This is a genomic window from Pseudomonas sp. B34(2017), assembly GCF_002112915.1.
Lineage (GTDB): Bacteria > Pseudomonadota > Gammaproteobacteria > Pseudomonadales > Pseudomonadaceae > Aquipseudomonas > Aquipseudomonas pharyngis.
In genome coordinates this window covers 79,200-97,686 of sequence record NZ_NEJA01000003.1, presented here as the reverse complement: position 1 = coordinate 97,686, position 18,487 = coordinate 79,200, and the positions used below count along the sequence as shown (strand labels likewise).

General features: G+C 62.2%; 17 protein-coding genes. 11 read left to right on the top strand and 6 right to left on the bottom strand.

Annotated features, from left to right (window positions below; translation table 11 throughout):
- Positions 1–8 precede the first annotated feature (8 nt).
- Positions 9–986: an NADPH:quinone reductase gene (locus CAF80_RS10065; protein ID WP_074689774.1), complete on the bottom strand. Its 978-nt coding sequence runs from the start codon at positions 984–986 to the stop codon at positions 9–11.
- A 147-nt stretch (positions 987–1,133) separates the two neighbouring features.
- Between CAF80_RS10065 and hemF the strand changes: the two genes are divergently transcribed.
- Both hemF and aroE read left to right on the top strand, forming a co-directional pair.
- Positions 1,134–2,048, top strand: coding sequence for an oxygen-dependent coproporphyrinogen oxidase (gene hemF / locus CAF80_RS10060; protein WP_007954079.1), 915 nt, complete (start codon positions 1,134–1,136; stop codon positions 2,046–2,048).
- Between the two features lie 9 nt (positions 2,049–2,057).
- Positions 2,058–2,879 (top strand): shikimate dehydrogenase, encoded by an 822-nt coding sequence (aroE, locus tag CAF80_RS10055; RefSeq protein ID WP_085667290.1) that lies wholly within the window; start codon positions 2,058–2,060, stop codon positions 2,877–2,879.
- A gap of 7 nt (positions 2,880–2,886) precedes the next feature.
- Here the strand turns inward: aroE and CAF80_RS10050 are convergent, their stop codons facing one another.
- The 3 genes from CAF80_RS10050 to betC form a co-directional block, all read right to left on the bottom strand.
- A complete protein-coding gene (locus tag CAF80_RS10050; RefSeq protein WP_085647169.1) occupies positions 2,887–4,455 on the bottom strand; it encodes a SulP family inorganic anion transporter in 1,569 nt (522 codons plus the stop codon).
- Positions 4,456–4,557: 102 nt separating this feature from the next.
- Positions 4,558–5,475, bottom strand: coding sequence for a choline ABC transporter substrate-binding protein (choX, locus tag CAF80_RS10045; protein ID WP_085667289.1), 918 nt, complete (start codon positions 5,473–5,475; stop codon positions 4,558–4,560).
- 16 nt (positions 5,476–5,491) lie between these two features.
- Complete coding sequence (gene betC, locus CAF80_RS10040; RefSeq protein WP_085667288.1) at positions 5,492–7,006, bottom strand: choline-sulfatase; 1,515 nt, start codon at positions 7,004–7,006, stop codon at positions 5,492–5,494.
- Between the two features lie 114 nt (positions 7,007–7,120).
- Here betC and CAF80_RS10035 point away from each other — a divergent pair, with 114 nt between their 5' ends.
- Positions 7,121–8,071, top strand: coding sequence for a LysR family transcriptional regulator (locus tag CAF80_RS10035; protein WP_074689771.1), 951 nt, complete (start codon positions 7,121–7,123; stop codon positions 8,069–8,071).
- A 4-nt stretch (positions 8,072–8,075) separates the two neighbouring features.
- On the opposite strand, the gene CAF80_RS10030 is transcribed toward CAF80_RS10035, so the two are convergent.
- Complete coding sequence (locus CAF80_RS10030; protein ID WP_074689770.1) at positions 8,076–8,735, bottom strand: NAD(P)-dependent oxidoreductase; 660 nt, start codon at positions 8,733–8,735, stop codon at positions 8,076–8,078.
- Between the two features lie 84 nt (positions 8,736–8,819).
- Here CAF80_RS10030 and CAF80_RS10025 point away from each other — a divergent pair, with 84 nt between their 5' ends.
- Complete coding sequence (locus CAF80_RS10025; RefSeq protein WP_039764906.1) at positions 8,820–9,146, top strand: DOPA 4,5-dioxygenase family protein; 327 nt, start codon at positions 8,820–8,822, stop codon at positions 9,144–9,146.
- On the opposite strand, the gene CAF80_RS10020 is transcribed toward CAF80_RS10025, so the two are convergent.
- On the bottom strand, positions 9,147–9,548 hold the full coding sequence (locus CAF80_RS10020; protein ID WP_085667287.1) for a GFA family protein: 402 nt from the start codon (positions 9,546–9,548) through the stop codon (positions 9,147–9,149).
- 324 nt (positions 9,549–9,872) lie between these two features.
- Between CAF80_RS10020 and CAF80_RS10015 the strand changes: the two genes are divergently transcribed.
- From CAF80_RS10015 to CAF80_RS09985, 7 genes are all read left to right on the top strand, one after another.
- On the top strand, positions 9,873–11,180 hold the full coding sequence (locus CAF80_RS10015; protein ID WP_007954069.1) for a CitMHS family transporter: 1,308 nt from the start codon (positions 9,873–9,875) through the stop codon (positions 11,178–11,180).
- 71 nt (positions 11,181–11,251) lie between these two features.
- On the top strand, positions 11,252–12,019 hold the full coding sequence (locus tag CAF80_RS10010; RefSeq protein ID WP_074689767.1) for a TerC family protein: 768 nt from the start codon (positions 11,252–11,254) through the stop codon (positions 12,017–12,019).
- Positions 12,020–12,233: 214 nt separating this feature from the next.
- The gene (locus tag CAF80_RS10005; RefSeq protein ID WP_074689766.1) at positions 12,234–13,892 is read left to right on the top strand and encodes a Na/Pi cotransporter family protein; all 1,659 of its coding nucleotides are present in this window, start codon (positions 12,234–12,236) and stop codon (positions 13,890–13,892) included.
- A gap of 94 nt (positions 13,893–13,986) precedes the next feature.
- Positions 13,987–15,378: a pitrilysin family protein gene (locus CAF80_RS10000; RefSeq protein WP_064592451.1), complete on the top strand. Its 1,392-nt coding sequence runs from the start codon at positions 13,987–13,989 to the stop codon at positions 15,376–15,378.
- A gap of 75 nt (positions 15,379–15,453) precedes the next feature.
- The gene (locus tag CAF80_RS09995) at positions 15,454–16,482 is read left to right on the top strand and encodes a DUF5924 family protein (RefSeq protein WP_039764894.1); all 1,029 of its coding nucleotides are present in this window, start codon (positions 15,454–15,456) and stop codon (positions 16,480–16,482) included.
- A gap of 55 nt (positions 16,483–16,537) precedes the next feature.
- On the top strand, positions 16,538–17,686 hold the full coding sequence (locus tag CAF80_RS09990; protein WP_064592455.1) for an ABC transporter permease: 1,149 nt from the start codon (positions 16,538–16,540) through the stop codon (positions 17,684–17,686).
- Positions 17,683–18,486, top strand: coding sequence for an ABC transporter ATP-binding protein (locus tag CAF80_RS09985; protein ID WP_039764888.1), 804 nt, complete (start codon positions 17,683–17,685; stop codon positions 18,484–18,486). The genes CAF80_RS09990 and CAF80_RS09985 overlap by 4 nt, the downstream gene beginning before the upstream one ends.
- Position 18,487: the final 1 nt, after the last annotated feature.

Genomic DNA, 18,487 nt, shown 5'->3' with positions numbered 1-18,487 from the left:
ATCGGTGGTCAGGGCAGCAGAACAGTGGAGCCCGTGGTGCGCCGTGCAGACAGCTCGGTCTGCGCTTTCGCCGCATCAGCCAGTGGATAACGCTGGCTGATATCCACTTTCAGCTTGCCGCTGGTGATCATCCCGAACAGCTCGTCGGCCATGCGCTGCAGGTTTTCGGCGTTATTGGCGTAGGTCGCCAGGGTCGGACGGGTGACGTACAGCGAACCTTTCGCCGCCAGAATCCCCAGGTTCACCCCGTCCACCGCGCCCGACGCATTGCCGAAGCTCACCAGCAGGCCACGGGGCGCCACACTGTCCAGCGAAGCCGGCCAGGTGTCCTTGCCGACGCCGTCGTAGACCACCGGGACTTTTATCCCGTCGGTCAATTCCAGCACCCGTTGGGCGACATTTTCGTGGCTGTAGTCGATGGTTTCCCAGGCGCCGTGGGCCTTGGCCAGATCGGCTTTGGCTTTCGAGCTGACGGTGCCGATCAGCTTCACGCCCAGGGCCTTGGCCCATTGGCAGGCGAGCAAGCCGACACCGCCGGCCGCTGCGTGGAACAAAATGGTTTCGCCACCCTTGAGTTCGTAGGTCTGGCGCAGCAGGTATTGCACGGTCAGGCCCTTGAGCATCACGCCGGCGGCGGTTTCGAAGCTGATGGCGTCGGGCAGGTGCACCAGATTCGCTTCCGGCAGAACGTGGACGTCGCTGTACGCGCCCAACGGGCCGCTGCCGTACGCCACACGGTCACCGACCTTGAATCGGGTGACCTCGCTGCCCACGGCCTCGACAATGCCGGCGCCTTCCGCACCCACGCCCGAAGGCAACGCCGGTGGCGCGTAAAGACCGCTGCGGTAGTAGGTGTCGATGAAGTTCAGGCCGATGGCCTTGTTGCTCACGCGAACCTGCTGCGGACCGGGTTCGGCCGGTTGATAGTCAACGTACTCGAGCACTTCGGGGCCGCCGTGGGCGCGGAACTGGATTCGCTTGGCCATCTGCCTACTCCTTGGGTCATTTGGGAAGGTCCCTATCGAACGCTCATGCTTGATCTTCGTCAACTGCGGCGTGCCGGTTTGCGATGGTATGCTACGCGCCCATTTGCGCGGGGCGCCGCGCAGTTCCGCCCGATCCAAGGTGAAGCCATGACGACCCGCACCGACGCCGTAAAGGCCTATCTGCTCGACCTGCAAGACCGCATCTGCGCCGCGCTGGAGACCGAAGACGGTGGCACGCGCTTCGTCGAAGACGCTTGGACCCGTCCGGCCGGCGGTGGCGGTCGGACCCGGGTGATCGAGAACGGCACGGTGATCGAAAAGGGCGGCGTCAACTTTTCCCACGTCTTCGGCAGTGGCCTGCCACCGTCCGCCAGTGCCCATCGGCCGGAGCTGGCCGGGCGTGGCTTCGAAGCCCTCGGCGTGTCGCTGGTGATCCACCCGCACAACCCGCATGTGCCGACGTCCCACGCCAACGTACGCTTTTTCATCGCCGAGAAGGAAGGTGAAGAACCGGTCTGGTGGTTCGGCGGTGGCTTCGACCTGACCCCGTACTACGGCAACGAAGAAGACTGCATCCACTGGCACCGCGTCGCCGAGCAGGCCTGCGCGCCGTTCGGCCCGGACGTCTACCCGCGCTACAAGGCCTGGTGCGACACCTATTTCCACATCAAGCATCGCCACGAACCGCGCGGCATCGGCGGGTTGTTCTTCGATGACCTGAACGAGTGGGACTTCGACACCAGTTTCGCCTTCATGCGCGCCATCGGCGATGCGTACATCGACGCTTACCTGCCGATCGTGCAACGGCGCAAGAACGACGCCTTCACCGCCAAACAGCGCGAGTTCCAGGAATTCCGCCGTGGCCGCTACGTCGAATTCAACCTGGTTTACGACCGTGGCACCCTGTTCGGCCTGCAATCGGGCGGGCGCACCGAGTCGATCCTGATGTCGCTGCCGCCGCAAGTGCGCTGGGCCTACGACTGGAAAGCCGAGCCGGGCAGCGAAGAAGCGCGCCTGACCGAGTACTTCCTGCAAGATCGCGACTGGCTGGCCCAGGCCTGAGGACTTCTGATGGATCGTTACGTCGTTTTCGGTAACCCGATCGGCCACAGCAAGTCGCCGATGATTCACAAACTGTTCGCCGAACAAACCGGGCAAAGCCTCGACTACAGCACCCTGCTGGCGCCGCTCGAGGACTTTTCCGGCTGCGCAACGGCGTTTTTCCGGGAAGGTCGCGGCGCCAACGTGACCGTGCCGTTCAAGGAAGACGCCTATCGCCTGGCCAACAGCCTGACTGCCCGCGCCAAACGCGCGGGTGCGGTGAATACTTTGAGCAAGCGCGACGACGGCAGCCTGCTCGGCGATAACACCGACGGCGCCGGGCTGGTGCGCGATCTGACGGTCAACGCCGGGTTCAGCCTCGCCGGCAAACGCATTCTGCTGCTCGGCGCCGGTGGCGCGGTGCGTGGTGCGCTGGAGCCGTTGCTGGCGGAAAAACCGGCCTCGGTGATCATCGCCAATCGCACGGTGGACAAGGCCGAGCTGCTGGCCGAACTGTTCTGTGATCTGGGGCCGGTGTCGGCCAGTGGTTACGACTGGTTGCGCGAGCCGGTGGACGTGATCATCAACGCCACCTCCGCCAGCCTCACCGGCGACGTGCCGCCGATTGCGCCAAGCCTGATCGAGCCCGGCAAGACCTTGTGCTACGACATGATGTACGGCAAGGAACCGACCGCGTTCTGCCGCTGGGCCAGCGAGCACGGCGCGGGTGTGGTGATGGACGGTTTGGGCATGCTGGCCGAACAGGCTGCCGAGGCGTTCTTCCTGTGGCGCGGTGTGCGTCCCGACACTGCGCCGGTTCTGGCGGAATTGCGTCGGCAGTTGGCGCTGTAAGGCGCCCTCAGTCCTCGAAGCGGATCGGGCATTTCTCCGGCCCTTCGAGTTTGCGCAACTCCTCCACCACCTGCGGTCGCGCCTGACGCAAGGTCAGGCTGCGATCCTGGCGCAACAGGCGCCGGGCTTCCTGATGGAGCATTTCCACGCCGGAATAGTCGATGAAGTTGATCTGCTGCGCCTCGATCACCACCCGCGCGCCGTGCATCCGTTGCAGGCGCACTTGCAGATAGTGGCTGGCGCCGAAAAAGATCGAGCCGCCGACCCGCAGTACATCATCTTCGCCATCACGCCAGTGCTGTACTCTCGGCTGCGAGGTGCGCTTGAGGTAGAAAAACAGCGACGCCAGCACGCCAGCGTAGATTGCCGTCTGCAATTCCAGCAGCAACGTGGCAATGCAGGTCAGGCCCATCACCACGAATTCCGCCCGGCTGACCCGCAGCAGCGCACGAATGCCGCGATGATCCACCAGTCCCCAGGCGATCAGCAGAATGCTGCCGGCCATGGCCGGAATCGGAATATGCGCGATCAGCCCCGCACCGAAAATCGCGAACAGTGCCACCCACAACGCCGAAAACACCCCGGCCAGTGGCGAACACGCCCCGGCCTCATAGCTCAGCCCGGAACGGGTGAACGAGCCAGCGGACAACGATCCCGAAAAGAACGCCCCGACAATATTCGAAAGACCCTGCGCGCGCACTTCCTGGTTGGCGTCGAGCAACTGTTGCGAGCGTGCGGAAATCGAACGGGCAATCGACAGGCTGGTGACCAGCCCGAGCATGCCCACCGCCACGGCACTGGGCAGCAGGCGCAGGATCAGATCCATATCCAGCGGCAATCCACTGAACGGCGGCAAGCGCCCGACAAATGCACTGACCAATTGAACATGGCCGAACATCGCCGGCCACAGCCACACCACCAGACTGCCGAGGACCAAGGTCATCAACAGCGTCGGCCAGCGTGGCAGCCATTGTTTGAGCAACGCTCCGACCACCACCGTGGCTACACCGAGGACCAGCGACGGTTTATCCACAGCCCCGAGATGGCGCAGCAGATCCATCAGGCTGGCCAGCGCCGTGGCCTTGGCCGGCAGATCCAGTCCCAGCAGGTTCGGCAATTGACCGATGGCAATCACCACCGCAGCGCCGAGGGTGAAACCCAGCACCACGGAATGCGAGACAAAATTCACCAGCGCGCCGAAGCGCAGCAGGCCGAGCAACCACTGGAAAATCCCGGCGAGGAAGGTCAGCAGCAGGATCAGGGTGATGTAGTCCTGAGACGCAGGCACAGCCAGCGGACTGACACTGGCGAACAGCACAATCGAAATCGCTGCCGTCGGGCCGCAGATCAGATGCCACGACGAGCCCCACAGGCAGGCGATCAATACCGGAACGATGGCGGCGTAGAGCCCGTACTCCGGTGGGAGACCGGCGATCAGGGCGTAGGCAATCGACTGGGGCAACGCGAGAATCGCCCCGCTGAGGCCGACGACCAGGTCCCGCCCGACGCTGGCGCGGGTCTGCCGGGGCAGCCAGGTCAGGAAGGGGAAAAGTGAGCGGCGGCTGGGGAGGGCCATGGATCCTCTCGGATGAAATTTTGCGCATTGTACGCAGCCCGGGACGCGGAGCGTCCATTGCGGCATTCCCACGCAGAGCGTGGGAACGATCGGCCCGCGCAGTTACAGTTTGGCTTTAACTGCCGCCAACGCATCTTTGCCGTCCACGGTCTTCACACCATCAAGCCACTTGTCCAACACCCCCGGATTCGCCTTGATCCACGCCTTCGCCGCCTCCGCATTGCTGACCTTCTTGTTCACCACCTCGGCCATGATGCTGTTCTCCATCTCCTGAGTGAACGAAAGATTGGTCAGCAATTTACCCACATTCGGACAAGCCTCGGCGTAGCCCTTGCGGGTCAGGGTGTAGACGCTGCCGGTGTCGCCGAAGTACTTCTCGCCGCCCTTGAGGTAATGCATTTTCAGCTGCACGTTCATCGGGTGCGGGGTCCAGCCGAGGAAGGTGACGAACTTCTGCTTCTTCACCGCCCGCGACACTTCGGCCAGCATCGCCTGTTCGCTGGACTCGATCAGCTTCCATTGGCCCAGGTCGAAGTCGTTTTTCTTGATGATCTCTTGCAGCGAAATGTTTGCTGGCGCGCCGGAGCCGATGCCGTAAATCTTCTTCTCGAATTTATCGGCGTACTTGTTCAGGTCGGCAAAGTTATGCACACCCGCGTTCCACACGTAATCCGGCACGGCCAGGGTGAATTCGGTGCCGTCGAGGTTCTTCGCCAGTTGGGTGACGTCACCGGTGGCGACGAACTTGTCGTAGAAGCCCTGCTGCGCCGGCATCCAGTTGCCGAGGAACACGTCGACCTGGCCATCCTTCAAGCCTCCGAAGGTGATCGGCACCGCGAGGGTGTCAACCTTGGCCTTGTAGCCCATGCCATCCAGCAGAAACCCGGTGATGGCGTTGGTCGCGGCGATGTCGCTCCAGCCGGGATCGGCCATTTTCACCGTGTCGCAGCTCTCGGCGAACGCAGATGCGCTGCCCAGTGCCAGCAGACTGACCGTCACGACTGTGGATAACTTGACCATGGACTTCCCCTTAACGTTATTGGTTTTGGCAGGGTTGTGGATAACGGGCCTTGCGCTCCAGGTCATCGAGGTCGATGTGGTTGCGCATGTATTGCTGACTGGCGTCCACCAGCGGCTGGTGATCCCAGCTCTTCAGCTTGCCGATCGTCAGCGCCTCGGCGACAAAACGCCGACGACGCTGGCTTTCGAGGACTTCGCGGTGGATTGCCGGGATGTCCCACCTGGCCCGCGCTTCGGCAAGAAAATCGTCGAACAGCTGGCGATGTTGTGGCGATTGGCTGAGTTCTTCCCGCTCGCGTGGATCGTTATCCACATCGAAGAGTAGGCAAGGGTCGGTTTCGCTGTAGATGAATTTGAAGGCGCCACGACGAATCATCATCAGCGGGCTGACGGTGCCTTCGGCCATGTATTCGCCGAACACTTCGTCGTGACCGCCCTGCCCTTGCAGGTGCGGAACCAGCGAACGGCCGTCGAGCGGCAGATTCGGTTCCAGGTTGCCGCCGGCCAGTTCGACAAAGGTCGGCAACAGATCGGCGGTGGAGACTGCAGCGCTGACACGGCCCGATTTGAACTGACCGGGCGCACTTATCAACAGGGGCACTCGCGCGGCCATTTCGTACCAGTGCATTTTGTACCAGAGGCCCTTCTCGCCGAGCATGTCGCCATGGTCACCGGAAAACACGATGACCGTGTCGTCCATCAGTCCACAATCTTCGAGGGTTTGCAGAAGTTTGCCGACGTTGGCGTCGATATAGCTGCATGCACCGAAGTACGCGCGGCGCGCATCGCGGATCTTATCCACAGGCAGCGGCTTGTCCCACAGGTCGTAGACCTTGAGCAATCGCTGGGAGTGCGGGTCGAGTGAATGCTGATCCGATGTCGTAGGAAGCGGGATATCCGCATCGTCGTACAAATCCCAGAACGCCTTGGGAATCGTGTACGGATCGTGAGGGTGAGTCATCGACACGGTCAGGCAGAACGGCTGGTCGCCATCCTCGCGAATATGGTCGAACAGATATTGCTGAGCCTTGAACACCACCTCTTCGTCGAAGTCGAGCTGGTTGGTGCGCACGCACGGCCCGGCCTGCAACACCGAAGACATGTTGTGATACCAGCTCGGCCGCACATCAGGCTCGTCCCAGTTCACCGCCCAGCCGTAGTCGGCCGGATAGATGTCACTGGTCAGGCGCTCTTCGTAACCGTGCAGTTGGTCGGGGCCGCAGAAATGCATCTTGCCCGACAGCGCGGTGCGATAACCGAGGCGGCGCAGGTAATGCGCGTAAGTGGGAATGTCGGCGGGGAAATCGGCGGCGTTGTCGTAGGCGCCGATCTTGCTCGGCAACTGGCCGCTGACCAGGGTGAAACGCGACGGTGCGCACAGCGGGCTGTTGCAGTAAGCGGCATCGAATACCACGCCTTGTTCGGAGAGGCGGCTGAGATTCGGCAGTTTGATCGGCGACGGGCCGTAGAACGGCAACATTGGCGCGGCCATTTGATCGGCCATGATGAAAAGAATGTTCTTGCGCTTCATGTGATCGCGGCATTCCATAGTGAATATTTATGCGACATTGCTGCGATCGAGCATGGAGTCCACGCAATATCCGGTAAAGCCCGCGCCGGACAATGACTAGGATAAGCACAGCTTATGTATGAAGCCCTCGGTGATTTGTCGCTCGACCTGCTGCGCGCTTTCGAGGCGGCGGCCCGTCATCGCAGTTTTACCGCTGCGGCGGTGGAGCTCGGCACGACGCAACCGGCAATCAGCCAGCAGATCAAACGGCTGGAAGAGCAACTCGGCACACGGCTGTTCGATCGTATCTACCGGGGCATCGAACTGACCGAGGTCGGCTCGATCCTGTTCGAGCAAGTTACCCTTGGTTTGCAGAATATCGACGCGGGATTAAGCGCGATCAGCTCACAACAGCAGCACGAAGTACTGCAAGTCGCCACCGACTTCGCCTTCGCCGCGTATTGGCTGATGCCGCGTCTGCACCGCTTCCATGAAGCTTATCCACAGGTGGACGTGAGCCTGGTCACCAGCGAGCGCAATCACAACATGCTGCGCCCGGATATCGACGTTGCGGTGCTGTTCGGCGACGGTCGCTTCAAACAGGGCGAAAGTCACTGGTTGTTCAGCGAAGAAGTATTCCCGGTGTGCAGCCCGCAATTGCTCAAGGATCGTCCCCTGCCCATGCCCGCCCAGGCATTGATGGAGTTTCCATTGCTGCACCTGCGCGGGGAAAACAGCAGCAACTGGTTCGACTGGAGCGGTCTGTTTCGCGCGCTGAACATCAGCACACCGCCGGCCCCGGGCCAACTGCGCTTCGACAATTACACTTTGTTGATTCAAGCGGCGATTGGCGGTCAGGGCGTGGCCATCGGCTGGCGGCACCTTGTGGATAACTTGCTCACCCAGGGTTTGTTGTGCCGGCCGATCGCTGAGACCATCCTGTCGCGCCTCGGTTATTACGTGGTGCTGCCGCAGCGCAAACGCCGGGGCGCGTTGATCCAGACGTTCGTGGATTGGCTGATGGCCGAACAGGCGAGCAGCGCCGAATCCCTGGCCGGGCTGGCGCTGCCGTCGATTGCGGTGTAACGGATCAGGAAGCGGCGACAAAATCCACGTGCTGACGCAGATGCAGATTCAGCCGCAGCTCATCGGCAATGCCCACCGCTACCCGGTTCAGGCGCTCCAGCGGTTCGGCCAGACCCGGTTCGAGCGTGCGGCCGACCTGATTGAAATGCTCGATCGTCAGCCCGGCGACGCTGCGCGGTGCATTCACCAGCGTCCAGTGCAGCGGGCTGCTTTGCAGGGCTTCGCGCACTTCCAGAGCGGCGTGGCGTTGCAGCGGGTCGGCGTTTTCCGGATCGTCCAGTGCTTCGAATTCGCCGATGACAAACAGCCGCGAGACGTTTGCCGCCTGTAGCCCATCGATCAGTGCATCCACCGCCAGCACCTGTTCCACCGGCCCCAGCACCACGGATTTCTCGACATGATCACTGCTCAGTGGCAAGCCCGGCGCATTCAGCAGGCAGATCACTGCCGTGCTGCCGGCCACGCTCTGATTGACCCGCTCGGCATCGAGCAGATCGCCGCTTTTGGTGCGCAGCCCCGGCCGTGGGGCGAGCGCCGTCAGATCGTCGAGGATGGCAATGACTTCGTGCTGGCGACGCAGCAGTTCAGCCATCAACGCACTGCCCAGGCTACTCATGGCACCATAGAGCACCACTTTCACCGCCGGGGTTTCGGCATTTTTCATGGCTGAGGTCCCTTTTGTTTTCCCTTGTATGGCGTGTGACATACGGGCAGCGCCGAGGGTTCGAACCGATTCAGAGGGTTTGCGATGCAGACGATCAAGGGTTATCACGCCCACGTTTATTACGACGCCAGCACGATCGAACAGGCGCGGGCGCTGTGTGAGCAGGCCGCGCAATTATTTCCATTGAAGATGGGCCGCGTGCATGAGCGCCCGGTCGGCCCGCACCCGGACTGGAGCTGCCAGCTGGCCTTCGGCCCGGAGCTGATCGGCGATGTGCTGCCGTGGCTGGCGCTCAATCGCAAGGGATTGGTGGTGTTCCTGCACCCGGACACCGGCGATGACTTGCTCGACCACACCGACCATGCAATCTGGATGGGGGCGATGCGGCCGCTGGATCTGTCTGTTTTTTAATCAGATGGTTTCTTCGGGTTCGCCAGGTAAATGCTCGTCCAGGTGCAGCCATGGCAACTGGCTGTCGGTCCAGATATGCCGCTCTGCGGCGGCCTGCTCCGGATGATCCAGTGTGGCGACCGTCAGATCGATGCTCTCGGGGCTGAGCAACGTTACCAGCGCCAGTTGTGCGCCGCAGTTCGGACAGAAGAACCGGGCGCAACTGGTCGACGAGTCATAGCGCGAAGGCGTCCCGGCCAGCCACTGGAAGTTCGCTGCCGGCAGCGTGATCCAGGTGGTGACGATGCCGCCGCTGACCTTTCGACAGACCGAACAATGACAGTGGGCGATGTCGTGCAACGCTCCGCTGAACTGATAGCGGATATGTCCGCAATGGCAGCCACCGCTGTGCAACTCAGTCATCGCCCTGCCCTCCGCTTCCCGTGTTCATTGACTCTAGCCCGCATCCGACGGCCGGTTGGCCGTTCGCCCAAAGCTTTCTTGCGCGAAAGGTAGCTGAAAGGTTCCCCGATTAGGATCGCCCCCACTGCCGGCAACAGACCGGTTGGCCAACGCGTGTGATTGCCCGCACGACAGGCCCAATTAACAACAACAATGGTGATTCTGATGTCCTCTGTAACGCGCCTCCTCGCTCCGACTCCGCCCGTACGCCTTGTGCTTCCCGTTCTGCGCTGATCCAACCCGATCCGCTCACTTACCTAGCCGCGCTACGCCTGGAGTATTCCCATGCTGACTTTCCTTGGCTTCGCCATGGTCATCACGTTCATGTTCCTGATCATGACCAAGCGCCTGTCTGCGCTGATCGCTCTGATCATCATCCCGATCCTGTTCGCCCTGTTCGGTGGCTTTGCTCCGAAGATCGGCCCGATGATGCTCGAAGGTATTACCAAGCTTGCGCCGACCGGCGTGATGCTGATGTTCGCGATTCTGTATTTCGCCCTGATGATCGACTCCGGCCTGTTCGACCCGGCCGTGCGCAAGATCCTCAAACTGGTCAAGGGCGACCCGCTGAAAGTTTCGGTCGGCACCGCCGTTCTGGCGCTCGTCGTTTCCCTCGATGGTGACGGCGCGACCACTTACATGATCTGCGTGGCCGCCATGCTGCCGCTGTACAGCCGCATCGGCATGAGCCCGCGGATCATGGCCGGTCTGATCATCCTCGCCGGCGGCGTGATGAACATGACCCCATGGGGTGGCCCGACCGCCCGTGCCGCCAGTGCGCTGCACGTGGACCCGTCGGACATTTTCGTACCGATGATCCCGGCGATGGCTGCCGGTGTGGTGGCGATCCTGATCATTGCCTACTTCTACGGCAAACGTGAGCGTGCGCGTCTGGGTGAGCTGCACCTGATCGGCGACGAAATCGATCACAGCGAAATCAGCGTCTCGCAATTCCCGGATGCCCGCCGTCCGAAACTGATCTGGTTCAACGGCCTGCTGACCCTGGCCCTGATGTGCACCCTGATCGCCGGCCTGCTGCCGCTGCCGGTGCTGTTCATGGTGGCGTTCAGTATTGCCATGATCGTCAACTACCCTTGCCTGCAAATGCAGAAGGATCGCGTCGCGGCCCACGCCGGCAGCGTGCTGTCGGTGGTCAGTCTGATCTTCGCGGCAGGCATTTTCACCGGTATCCTGTCGGGCACCGGCATGGTCGATGCGATGTCGAAAAGCCTGCTGGCGGTGATCCCTGATTTCCTCGGCCCGTACCTGGCGGTGATCACGGCGCTGGTGAGCATGCCGTTCACGTTCTTCATGTCGAACGACGCGTTCTACTACGGTGTGTTGCCGGTGTTGTCCGAAGCGGCCAGCCATTACGGCATCACCGCGGTGGAAATGGCCCGTGCCTCGATCGTCGGTCAGCCGGTTCACCTGCTGAGCCCACTGGTGCCGTCGACATACCTGCTGGTCGCACTGGCGGGGATCGAGTTCGGCGATCACCAGCGTTTCACCCTGAAGTGGGCAGTGCTGGTCTGCCTGTGCATACTGGTCGCAGCCTTGCTGTTGGGGACTTTCCCGCTGTTCAGCACGTTGTAACGGCACCAAACTCACCCGGACGCCAGCTGATTGCTGGCGTCCTGGTTTAACACTCGCTCAAAGGAATACACATGGAATGGCTGACCAACCCTGAGATCTGGGTTGCCTTCTTCACCCTGACCGCCCTGGAAATCGTTCTGGGCATCGATAACATCATCATGATTTCGATCCTGGTCAGCCGCATGCCCAAACACATGCAGGCCCGCACCCGGATCTTCGGTCTTGGCCTGGCCATGATCACGCGGATCCTGTTGCTGCTGTCGATCACCTGGGTCATGCGCCTCACCGCCGACCTGTTCGAAGTGTTCGGCCAGGGCATTTCCGGCCGCGACCTGATCCTGTTCTTCGGTGGCCTGTTCCTGCTGTGGAAAAGCTCCCAGGAGATGTACCACGCACTGGAAGGTGAAGACGAAGCTGGCGACGAGCCTTCGGGCAAGGGCGGCAACTTCCTCTACACCATCATCCAGATCGCAATCATCGACATCGTGTTCTCGCTGGACTCGGTGATCACCGCCGTCGGCATGGTGTCCCACGTTCCGGTCATGGTCGCGGCGATCATCGTGGCCGTGCTGGTGATGATGCTGGCCTCGGGCAAGATCAGCGAGTTCATCGACAAGCACCCATCGCTGAAAATGCTCGCGCTGTCGTTCCTGCTGGTGGTCGGCACCGTACTGATTGCCGAATCGTTCGACGTGCACGTACCGAAAGGCTACGTCTACTTCGCCATGGCGTTCTCGCTGGCGGTCGAAGCGATCAACATCAAGATGCGCACCGCCATCGCGAAAAAACGCAAACAGCAGGATCCGGTGAAATTGCGCAAGGATATTCCGGGTCAGTAACCCGAACGCTGCGCAACAGATCAAAGGGCCTTCGGGCCCTTTTTTCATGGCTGCATGAACCTGTTTTCATGACACTTTTGTTTCAATCCCCGCTTTAGCTGTGCAATGCTGGCGCCCAGACCGTTAGCCAACTACAGCTTAAGTATCAGAACGTAGAAATTGCGCGGTACCGTCCACTTGCCCCTCTGGGGCGCTGCCATTACAGGGGGTCTGCATGCTCACCCTGCTCAATTTGCTGTCTGCCGTGGCCCTGCTGATCTGGGGCACGCATATCGTTCGAACCGGCATCCTGCGGGTGTACGGCACCAATCTGCGCCACGTGATCGGCCAGAACATGTCCAAACGCTGGCTGGCCTTTGTCGCCGGCATCCTCGTGACCGCGATGGTGCAGAGCAGCAACGCGACTGCCATGCTCGTGACGTCCTTTGTCGGTCAGGGCCTGATGGCGTTGACCCCGGCCCTGGCGACCATGCTGGGTGCCGACGTCGGTACGGCACTGATGGCGCGGGTGCTGACGTTCGACCTGTCGTGGCTGTCGCCGCTGCTGATTTTTATCGGGGTGATTTTCTTTCTGTCGCGCAAACAGACGCGGCTCGGGCAGATGGGCCGCGTGTCCATCGGGCTTGGGCTGATCATTCTGGCGCTGCAATTGATCGTCGAGGCCGCTGCGCCGATCACCCATGCCCAAGGGGTGAAGGTGATTTTCGCCTCGTTGACCGGCGATATCCTGCTCGACGCCTTGGTCGGCGCGCTGTTCGCGATGATTTCCTACTCCAGCCTGGCGGCCGTGCTGCTGACCGCCACCCTCGCCGGCGCTGCGGTGATCAGTCTGCCGGTGGCGATCGGTCTGGTGATCGGCGCCAACATCGGCAGTGGTGTGCTGGCGTTCATGAGCACCAGCATGCAGAACGCCGCCGGCCGGCAGGTGGCGCTGGGCAGCCTGCTGTACAAACTGATCGGGCTGTTGCTGATCATTCCGGTGCTGGATCCGCTGGTGCACTGGATCGACAGCCTGGATTTCAGCCCCCAGGAAATGGTCATCGGGTTCCACCTGCTCTACAACACCGCGCGTTGCCTGATCCTGCTGCCGAGCGTCGGGCCGATGGCGCGGTTGTGTGCCTGGCTGCTGCCGGAGCGGCCGGAGGTCAACGGCACCGCCAAGCCCCGCCACCTTGATCCCACCGCGCTGGTCACGCCGAGCCTGGCACTGGCCAACGCCGCCCGGGAAACCCTGCGCATGGGCGACCTGATCGACAACATGCTCGACGCGACCCTCGACGTGCTGCGCGGCAAACAGACCGCCATCACTCAGGAAATGCGCAAGCTGACCGATGACGTCGAAGCGCTGTACAGCGCGATCAAGCTGTACCTGGCGCAGATGCCCCGCGAAGATCTCGGCGAGCAGGACAGTCGTCGCTGGGCGGAGATCATTGAGCTGGCGATCAACCTCAAACTGGCCAGCGACCTGATCGAACGCATGCTGCGCAAAGTGCAGCAGCAGAAGACTTCGCAACGCCGGTCGTTTTCCGAAGACGGACTGGAAGAGCTGGCCGGGCTGCAACAGCAATTGATCGCCAACCTGCGGCTCGGGCTGTCGGTGTTCCTCAGCGGCGACAAGGAAAGCGCCCGCCAGTTGCTGCGCGAGAAACGTCGCTTTCGCGCCCAGGAACGGCGTCTGGCCCACGCCCATGTCAGCCGGTTGCAACGCAAGATCGTGCAGAGTATCGAGACCAGTTCGTTGCACCTGGAGCTGATTGCTGACATGAAACGTTTGAACTCGCTGTTCTGCAGCAGCGCCTATGTGGTGCTGGAAACTTCCGATACCGGCGCGCTGGCGGCGGACGATATGGCGGACATCACGCATTCGCCTTGAACGTCTGGGGTTGTGGTCAGTCAGTAACTCAAGGTTCGGCCTCGCGGCCGGACTGACGACACGGATCTCCAATTCAGCCGTATGGAAGCTCGTTATGCGTTGCCTGTTGTTCGCTTGTCTGCTGCTCGGTTCCCTGCCCGCCTTCGCCCTGGATCGTTTTCAGGTCGAAGGCTATGCGCTGCCCAACGGGCTGCAATTGCTGCTCAAGCCCGGCACCGAGCGTGGGCACGTGGCGATCCGGCTGGTGATCGGCGTCGGTCTCGATGATTTCGACTGCAATGAAAAGGAGCTGCCGCACCTGCTCGAACACTTGCTGTTCAGCGGCATCGACGCCACCGGTGAAGGTGGTCTCGAAGAGCGCATGCAGGCACTCGGCGGTGACTGGAACGCCTTCACCAGCAACGCCGACACCACGTTCGTCATCGAAGCCCCGGCGAAAAACCAGCGCAAGGTCCTCGACCTGCTGCTGGACCTGCTGACCCAGACCCGCTTCGACGACAACGCGATCAACGCGGCCAAACGGGTAGTCGAGCGCGAGGACGGCGGCCATTACACCCGGCTGCAACGCTTCCTCGACCGGCAGGACCTGGGCCACACCGCGAGCAATCAACTAGCGGTTGAACTGGGCCTGAAATGCCCGCAGCGGGCCGAAGTCGATGGCCTGACTCGCGAGCAGCTGGAGAAGGTGCGCAAGGCCTGGTACGCGCCGAACAACATGACCCTGATTGTCGTTGGTGACCTCGACAAACTGCTGCCGGCCTATCTGGAACGGGCGTGGGGCGCACTTGAAGCGGTCGAACCGAGCGAACACCGTCCGTTGCCGGACATCCGCGCCAGCGCTGCCCACGAACGCACGATCACTCGCGGCTTCATCGGCAACAGTGCCAAGCTGCACTGGCTGGTGCCGGAGCCGGTGCTGGACGACCAGTACGACGAAACCTTCGACCTGCTCAAGGAATACCTGGAGTGGGCGCTATACCGCCAGTTGCGCCTGAACCACGGTTTGTCCTACGGGCCGTGGGCCGAGCGCGAAGTGTTCGGCGGCGTCGGTTTCATGAGCCTCAACGCCGACCTGGATCGCGGCGATATCGCCGAAGCCGAGCAGGTGCTGGAAGACCTCAAGGCCGACCTGCTGAAAAACGGCCTCGACGCCGACACCTTCAATCGCTTGAAACAAGCCGCCATCGCCCACCAGGCCTGGGCCGTGCAAGGCACCAGCGCCATGGCCGACTATTACTGGAGCGCGCTGGGCGACTACGAGGATGGCCGCTTTGCCGATCCTGCGCGGGAGCTGCAAGGCGTGACGCTGGAGGCGGCGAACAAGGCCATGCGCGAGTTGTTGCTGCAACCGGGTTATCTGCGGATCGAGAAACCGCTGCTCAGCGACGATCAGGTGTTGTGGCTGCTGGCGGGCGGATTGGGCGTGCTGGTGCTGATTCTGCTCGGCTGGCGCCTGCATCGGCGCAAGTCCGTGCATCCGGAATGACCGGCAGCCTCGCCACACGGCCCGGCGGGCGGTACTCTGTCGGGGTTTTTTCCTCGACTGTCGTGAACCGCCCAAATGTCTAAATTGACCCTCCTGATCCAGCGCATTCTCGAACTGATGAAGCGCTACCCCGGGGTCATTGCGCTCGGCGGTTTCATCTCCGGGGTCGGCAGCTTCATTCTGGTCGACCGGCAACAGGGGCTGGCGAGCTGGATCACCACGATCATGCTGCTGAGCTGGATCTGGCTGATGCTGGAAAACAGCCTGACCAAACTGTTCACGCGGATCTTTAAACGGGAAATCCCCCAGCCGCTGCTGCGTTACGCGACGCAGATGATTCACCAGGAAAGCCTGTTTTTCGTCCTGCCGTTCTTCTTCATCACCACCACCTGGAACAGCGGCCAGCTGTTTTTCACCGGGCTGCTGTGCATCGCGGCGCTGATCTCGATCGTTGACCCGCTCTACTACAAATGGCTGGCGCCACGGCGCTGGGCGTTCCTCGCGCTGCACACCCTGACCCTGTTCGCCGCCCTGCTCACCGCGCTGCCGGTGATCATGCACCTGACCACCTCGCAAAGCTTCAAATGGGCGCTGGGGATTGCGGTGGTGTTGTCGTTCCCGAGCCTGGCGTCGATCTTCCCGATCCGCACCGTGCGCAATGCCTTGGCGATCCTGTGTATCACGGTCGGCATCGGCGGCGTGGGCTGGGTTCTGCGGTCGTGGGTGCCGCCGGCGACGCTATGGATGACCGACGTGGCGATCAGCACTCAGGTGCAGGACCGGGTTCCGGGCGCCAGCCTCAAGGAAGTCAGCGCCGAGCAGATCCGTGGCGGCGGGCTCTACGCCTACACCGCGATCAACGCGCCGCGCGGGCTCGACGAGCGGATTTATCACGTCTGGCAGTTCAACGGCAAAGAGGTCGACCGCATCGCCCTCGACATCCACGGCGGGCGCAAGGAAGGCTACCGGGCCTGGACCCACAAGCAGAACTTCCCCGGCAACCCGGCGGGCAAGTGGCAGGTGCGAGTGTTGACCGAGGACGGTCAGGTGATTGGCGTGCTGCGCTTCGAGGTCACGGACAGCACACCGACCAAAGAAAAGTAACCGGGTTCGTGCTATTACGTAGGTTCGTCTCGATAGCCGAACAAGCACGGAGCTTATGACCAGCAGCCCAATGACCGGCAGTGCCCGCCTGGACACCTCGATCACCCCTGCCCGCCTGCGGGTGACCGGGGACTGGACGCTTGCCCATTACGCCGACCTCAAGCAACTGAGCGAAACGCTCCACGGCCAGTACGACGCCAACACCCCCATCGACCTCAACGGCCTCGGCGCCCTCGACACCGCCGGTGCGTCGCTGCTGGTGGAGCTGCTCGGCTCGGAGCGGCTGGGCAAGTCCGCCGAACACCCCGATTGCACGATTTCCAGCGCCGACCGCGCCTTGCTGCAAACTGTGTATCGTTCGCTGACCGACTTCTGCGTGCCGATCAAGGAACCGGAAATCAGCGTCAGCGTGCAACTGCTGACGCGCATCGGCCGGGCCGTCGACACGGTCTGGCGAGACACCCTGCAATTGCTCGGCTTCGTCGGCCTGATTCTCGAAACCATCGCCCGCAGCCTTTTCCGGCCCAAGCGCTGGCGGATCACGCCGATGATCGCCCACATCGAACAGACCGGCCTCGACGCCGCGCCCATCGTGGCGTTGCTGACCTTTCTGGTGGGCGCGGTGGTGGCGTTTCTCGGGGCGACGGTGCTGGCCAGTTTCGGTGCCAGCGTATTCACCGTGGATTTGGTGGGCTTCGCCTTCCTGCGCGAGTTCGGCGTGTTGCTCACGGCGATCCTGATGGCCGGTCGTACTGCCAGTGCCTTTACCGCGCAGATCGGCTCGATGAAGGCCAACGAGGAAATCGACGCGATTCGCACCCTCGGCCTCGACCCCATGGAGTTGCTGGTGGTGCCCAGGGTGCTGGCGCTGCTGGTGGCGCTGCCGATGCTGACGTTTCTGGCGATGATCTGCGGGATCGTCGGCGGCGCGGTGGTTTGCGCGGTGTCGCTGGATATCTCGCCGGCGATGTTCCTGTCGCTGCTGCAAAGCGACATAGGGATTCAACATTTCCTGGTGGGTCTGGTCAAAGCCCCGATCTTCGCGTTCCTGATCGCCGCTATCGGTTGTCTGGAAGGCTTCAAGGTCAGCGGCAGCGCCGAATCGGTCGGCGCCCACACCACCTCAAGCGTGGTGCAATCGATTTTCGTGGTGATCGTGCTCGACGCGGTCGCTGCGCTGTTTTTCATGGAGATGGGCTGGTGAGTCGTCTACCCCGCGCGCCCTCCGAGGCGGTGATTGAAGTCCGTGGCCTGTGCAATCGCTTCGGCAGCCAGAGCGTGCACGAGAACCTCGATCTCGACTTGTACAAAGGCGAAATCCTGGCCGTGGTCGGCGGCTCCGGCAGTGGTAAATCGGTGTTGCTGCGCAGCATCGTCGGCCTGCGCCAGCCCAGCGAAGGCATGGTCAAGGTGTTCGGCCAGAACCTGCCGAGCCTGCCGGAGCATGAGCGTTCGCTGATCGAGCGGCGCTTCGGTGTGCTGTTTCAGAAAGGCGCGCTGTTCTCGTCGCTGACCGTCACCGAGAACGTCGCCCTGCCCCTGATCGAGCACGCCGGGCTCAGCCGTGACGACGCCGAACATCTGGCGGCGGTGAAGCTGGCGCTGGCCGGGCTGCCGCTGTCGGCGGCGGACAAGTACCCGGCTTCGCTGTCCGGCGGCATGATCAAGCGCGCGGCACTGGCCCGGGCGCTGGCGCTGGACCCGGACATCCTGTTTCTCGACGAACCCACCGCCGGCCTCGATCCGATTGGCGCGGCGCAGTTCGACCAATTGATCCTGACCCTGCGCGACGCGCTGGGTCTGAGCGTGTTTCTGGTGACCCACGACCTCGACACGCTCTACACCATCACCGACCGCGTCGCGGTACTGGCGCAGAAGAAAGTGCTGGTGGCCGGTCCCATCGACGTGGTCTCGGAAACCGACGACGCGTGGATTCACGAATACTTCCACGGCCCTCGCGGCCGCTCGGCGCTGGACGCCGCCAAACAGCTCAACGAGGTCTGAC

Excerpts from the sequence above, each read along its gene's own strand:
- CAF80_RS10065 (WP_074689774.1), bottom strand. The coding sequence starts at position 986 with ATGGCCAAGCGAATCCAGTTCCGCGCCCACGGCGGCCCCGAAGTGCTC.
- hemF (WP_007954079.1), top strand. The coding sequence starts at position 1,134 with ATGACGACCCGCACCGACGCCGTAAAGGCCTATCTGCTCGACCTGCAA.
- aroE (WP_085667290.1), top strand. The coding sequence starts at position 2,058 with ATGGATCGTTACGTCGTTTTCGGTAACCCGATCGGCCACAGCAAGTCG.
- CAF80_RS10050 (WP_085647169.1), bottom strand. The coding sequence starts at position 4,455 with ATGGCCCTCCCCAGCCGCCGCTCACTTTTCCCCTTCCTGACCTGGCTG.
- choX (WP_085667289.1), bottom strand. The coding sequence starts at position 5,475 with ATGGTCAAGTTATCCACAGTCGTGACGGTCAGTCTGCTGGCACTGGGC.
- betC (WP_085667288.1), bottom strand. The coding sequence starts at position 7,006 with ATGAAGCGCAAGAACATTCTTTTCATCATGGCCGATCAAATGGCCGCG.
- CAF80_RS10035 (WP_074689771.1), top strand. The coding sequence starts at position 7,121 with ATGTATGAAGCCCTCGGTGATTTGTCGCTCGACCTGCTGCGCGCTTTC.
- CAF80_RS10030 (WP_074689770.1), bottom strand. The coding sequence starts at position 8,735 with ATGAAAAATGCCGAAACCCCGGCGGTGAAAGTGGTGCTCTATGGTGCC.
- CAF80_RS10025 (WP_039764906.1), top strand. The coding sequence starts at position 8,820 with ATGCAGACGATCAAGGGTTATCACGCCCACGTTTATTACGACGCCAGC.
- CAF80_RS10020 (WP_085667287.1), bottom strand. The coding sequence starts at position 9,548 with ATGACTGAGTTGCACAGCGGTGGCTGCCATTGCGGACATATCCGCTAT.
- CAF80_RS10015 (WP_007954069.1), top strand. The coding sequence starts at position 9,873 with ATGCTGACTTTCCTTGGCTTCGCCATGGTCATCACGTTCATGTTCCTG.
- CAF80_RS10010 (WP_074689767.1), top strand. The coding sequence starts at position 11,252 with ATGGAATGGCTGACCAACCCTGAGATCTGGGTTGCCTTCTTCACCCTG.
- CAF80_RS10005 (WP_074689766.1), top strand. The coding sequence starts at position 12,234 with ATGCTCACCCTGCTCAATTTGCTGTCTGCCGTGGCCCTGCTGATCTGG.
- CAF80_RS10000 (WP_064592451.1), top strand. The coding sequence starts at position 13,987 with ATGCGTTGCCTGTTGTTCGCTTGTCTGCTGCTCGGTTCCCTGCCCGCC.
- CAF80_RS09995 (WP_039764894.1), top strand. The coding sequence starts at position 15,454 with ATGTCTAAATTGACCCTCCTGATCCAGCGCATTCTCGAACTGATGAAG.
- CAF80_RS09990 (WP_064592455.1), top strand. The coding sequence starts at position 16,538 with ATGACCAGCAGCCCAATGACCGGCAGTGCCCGCCTGGACACCTCGATC.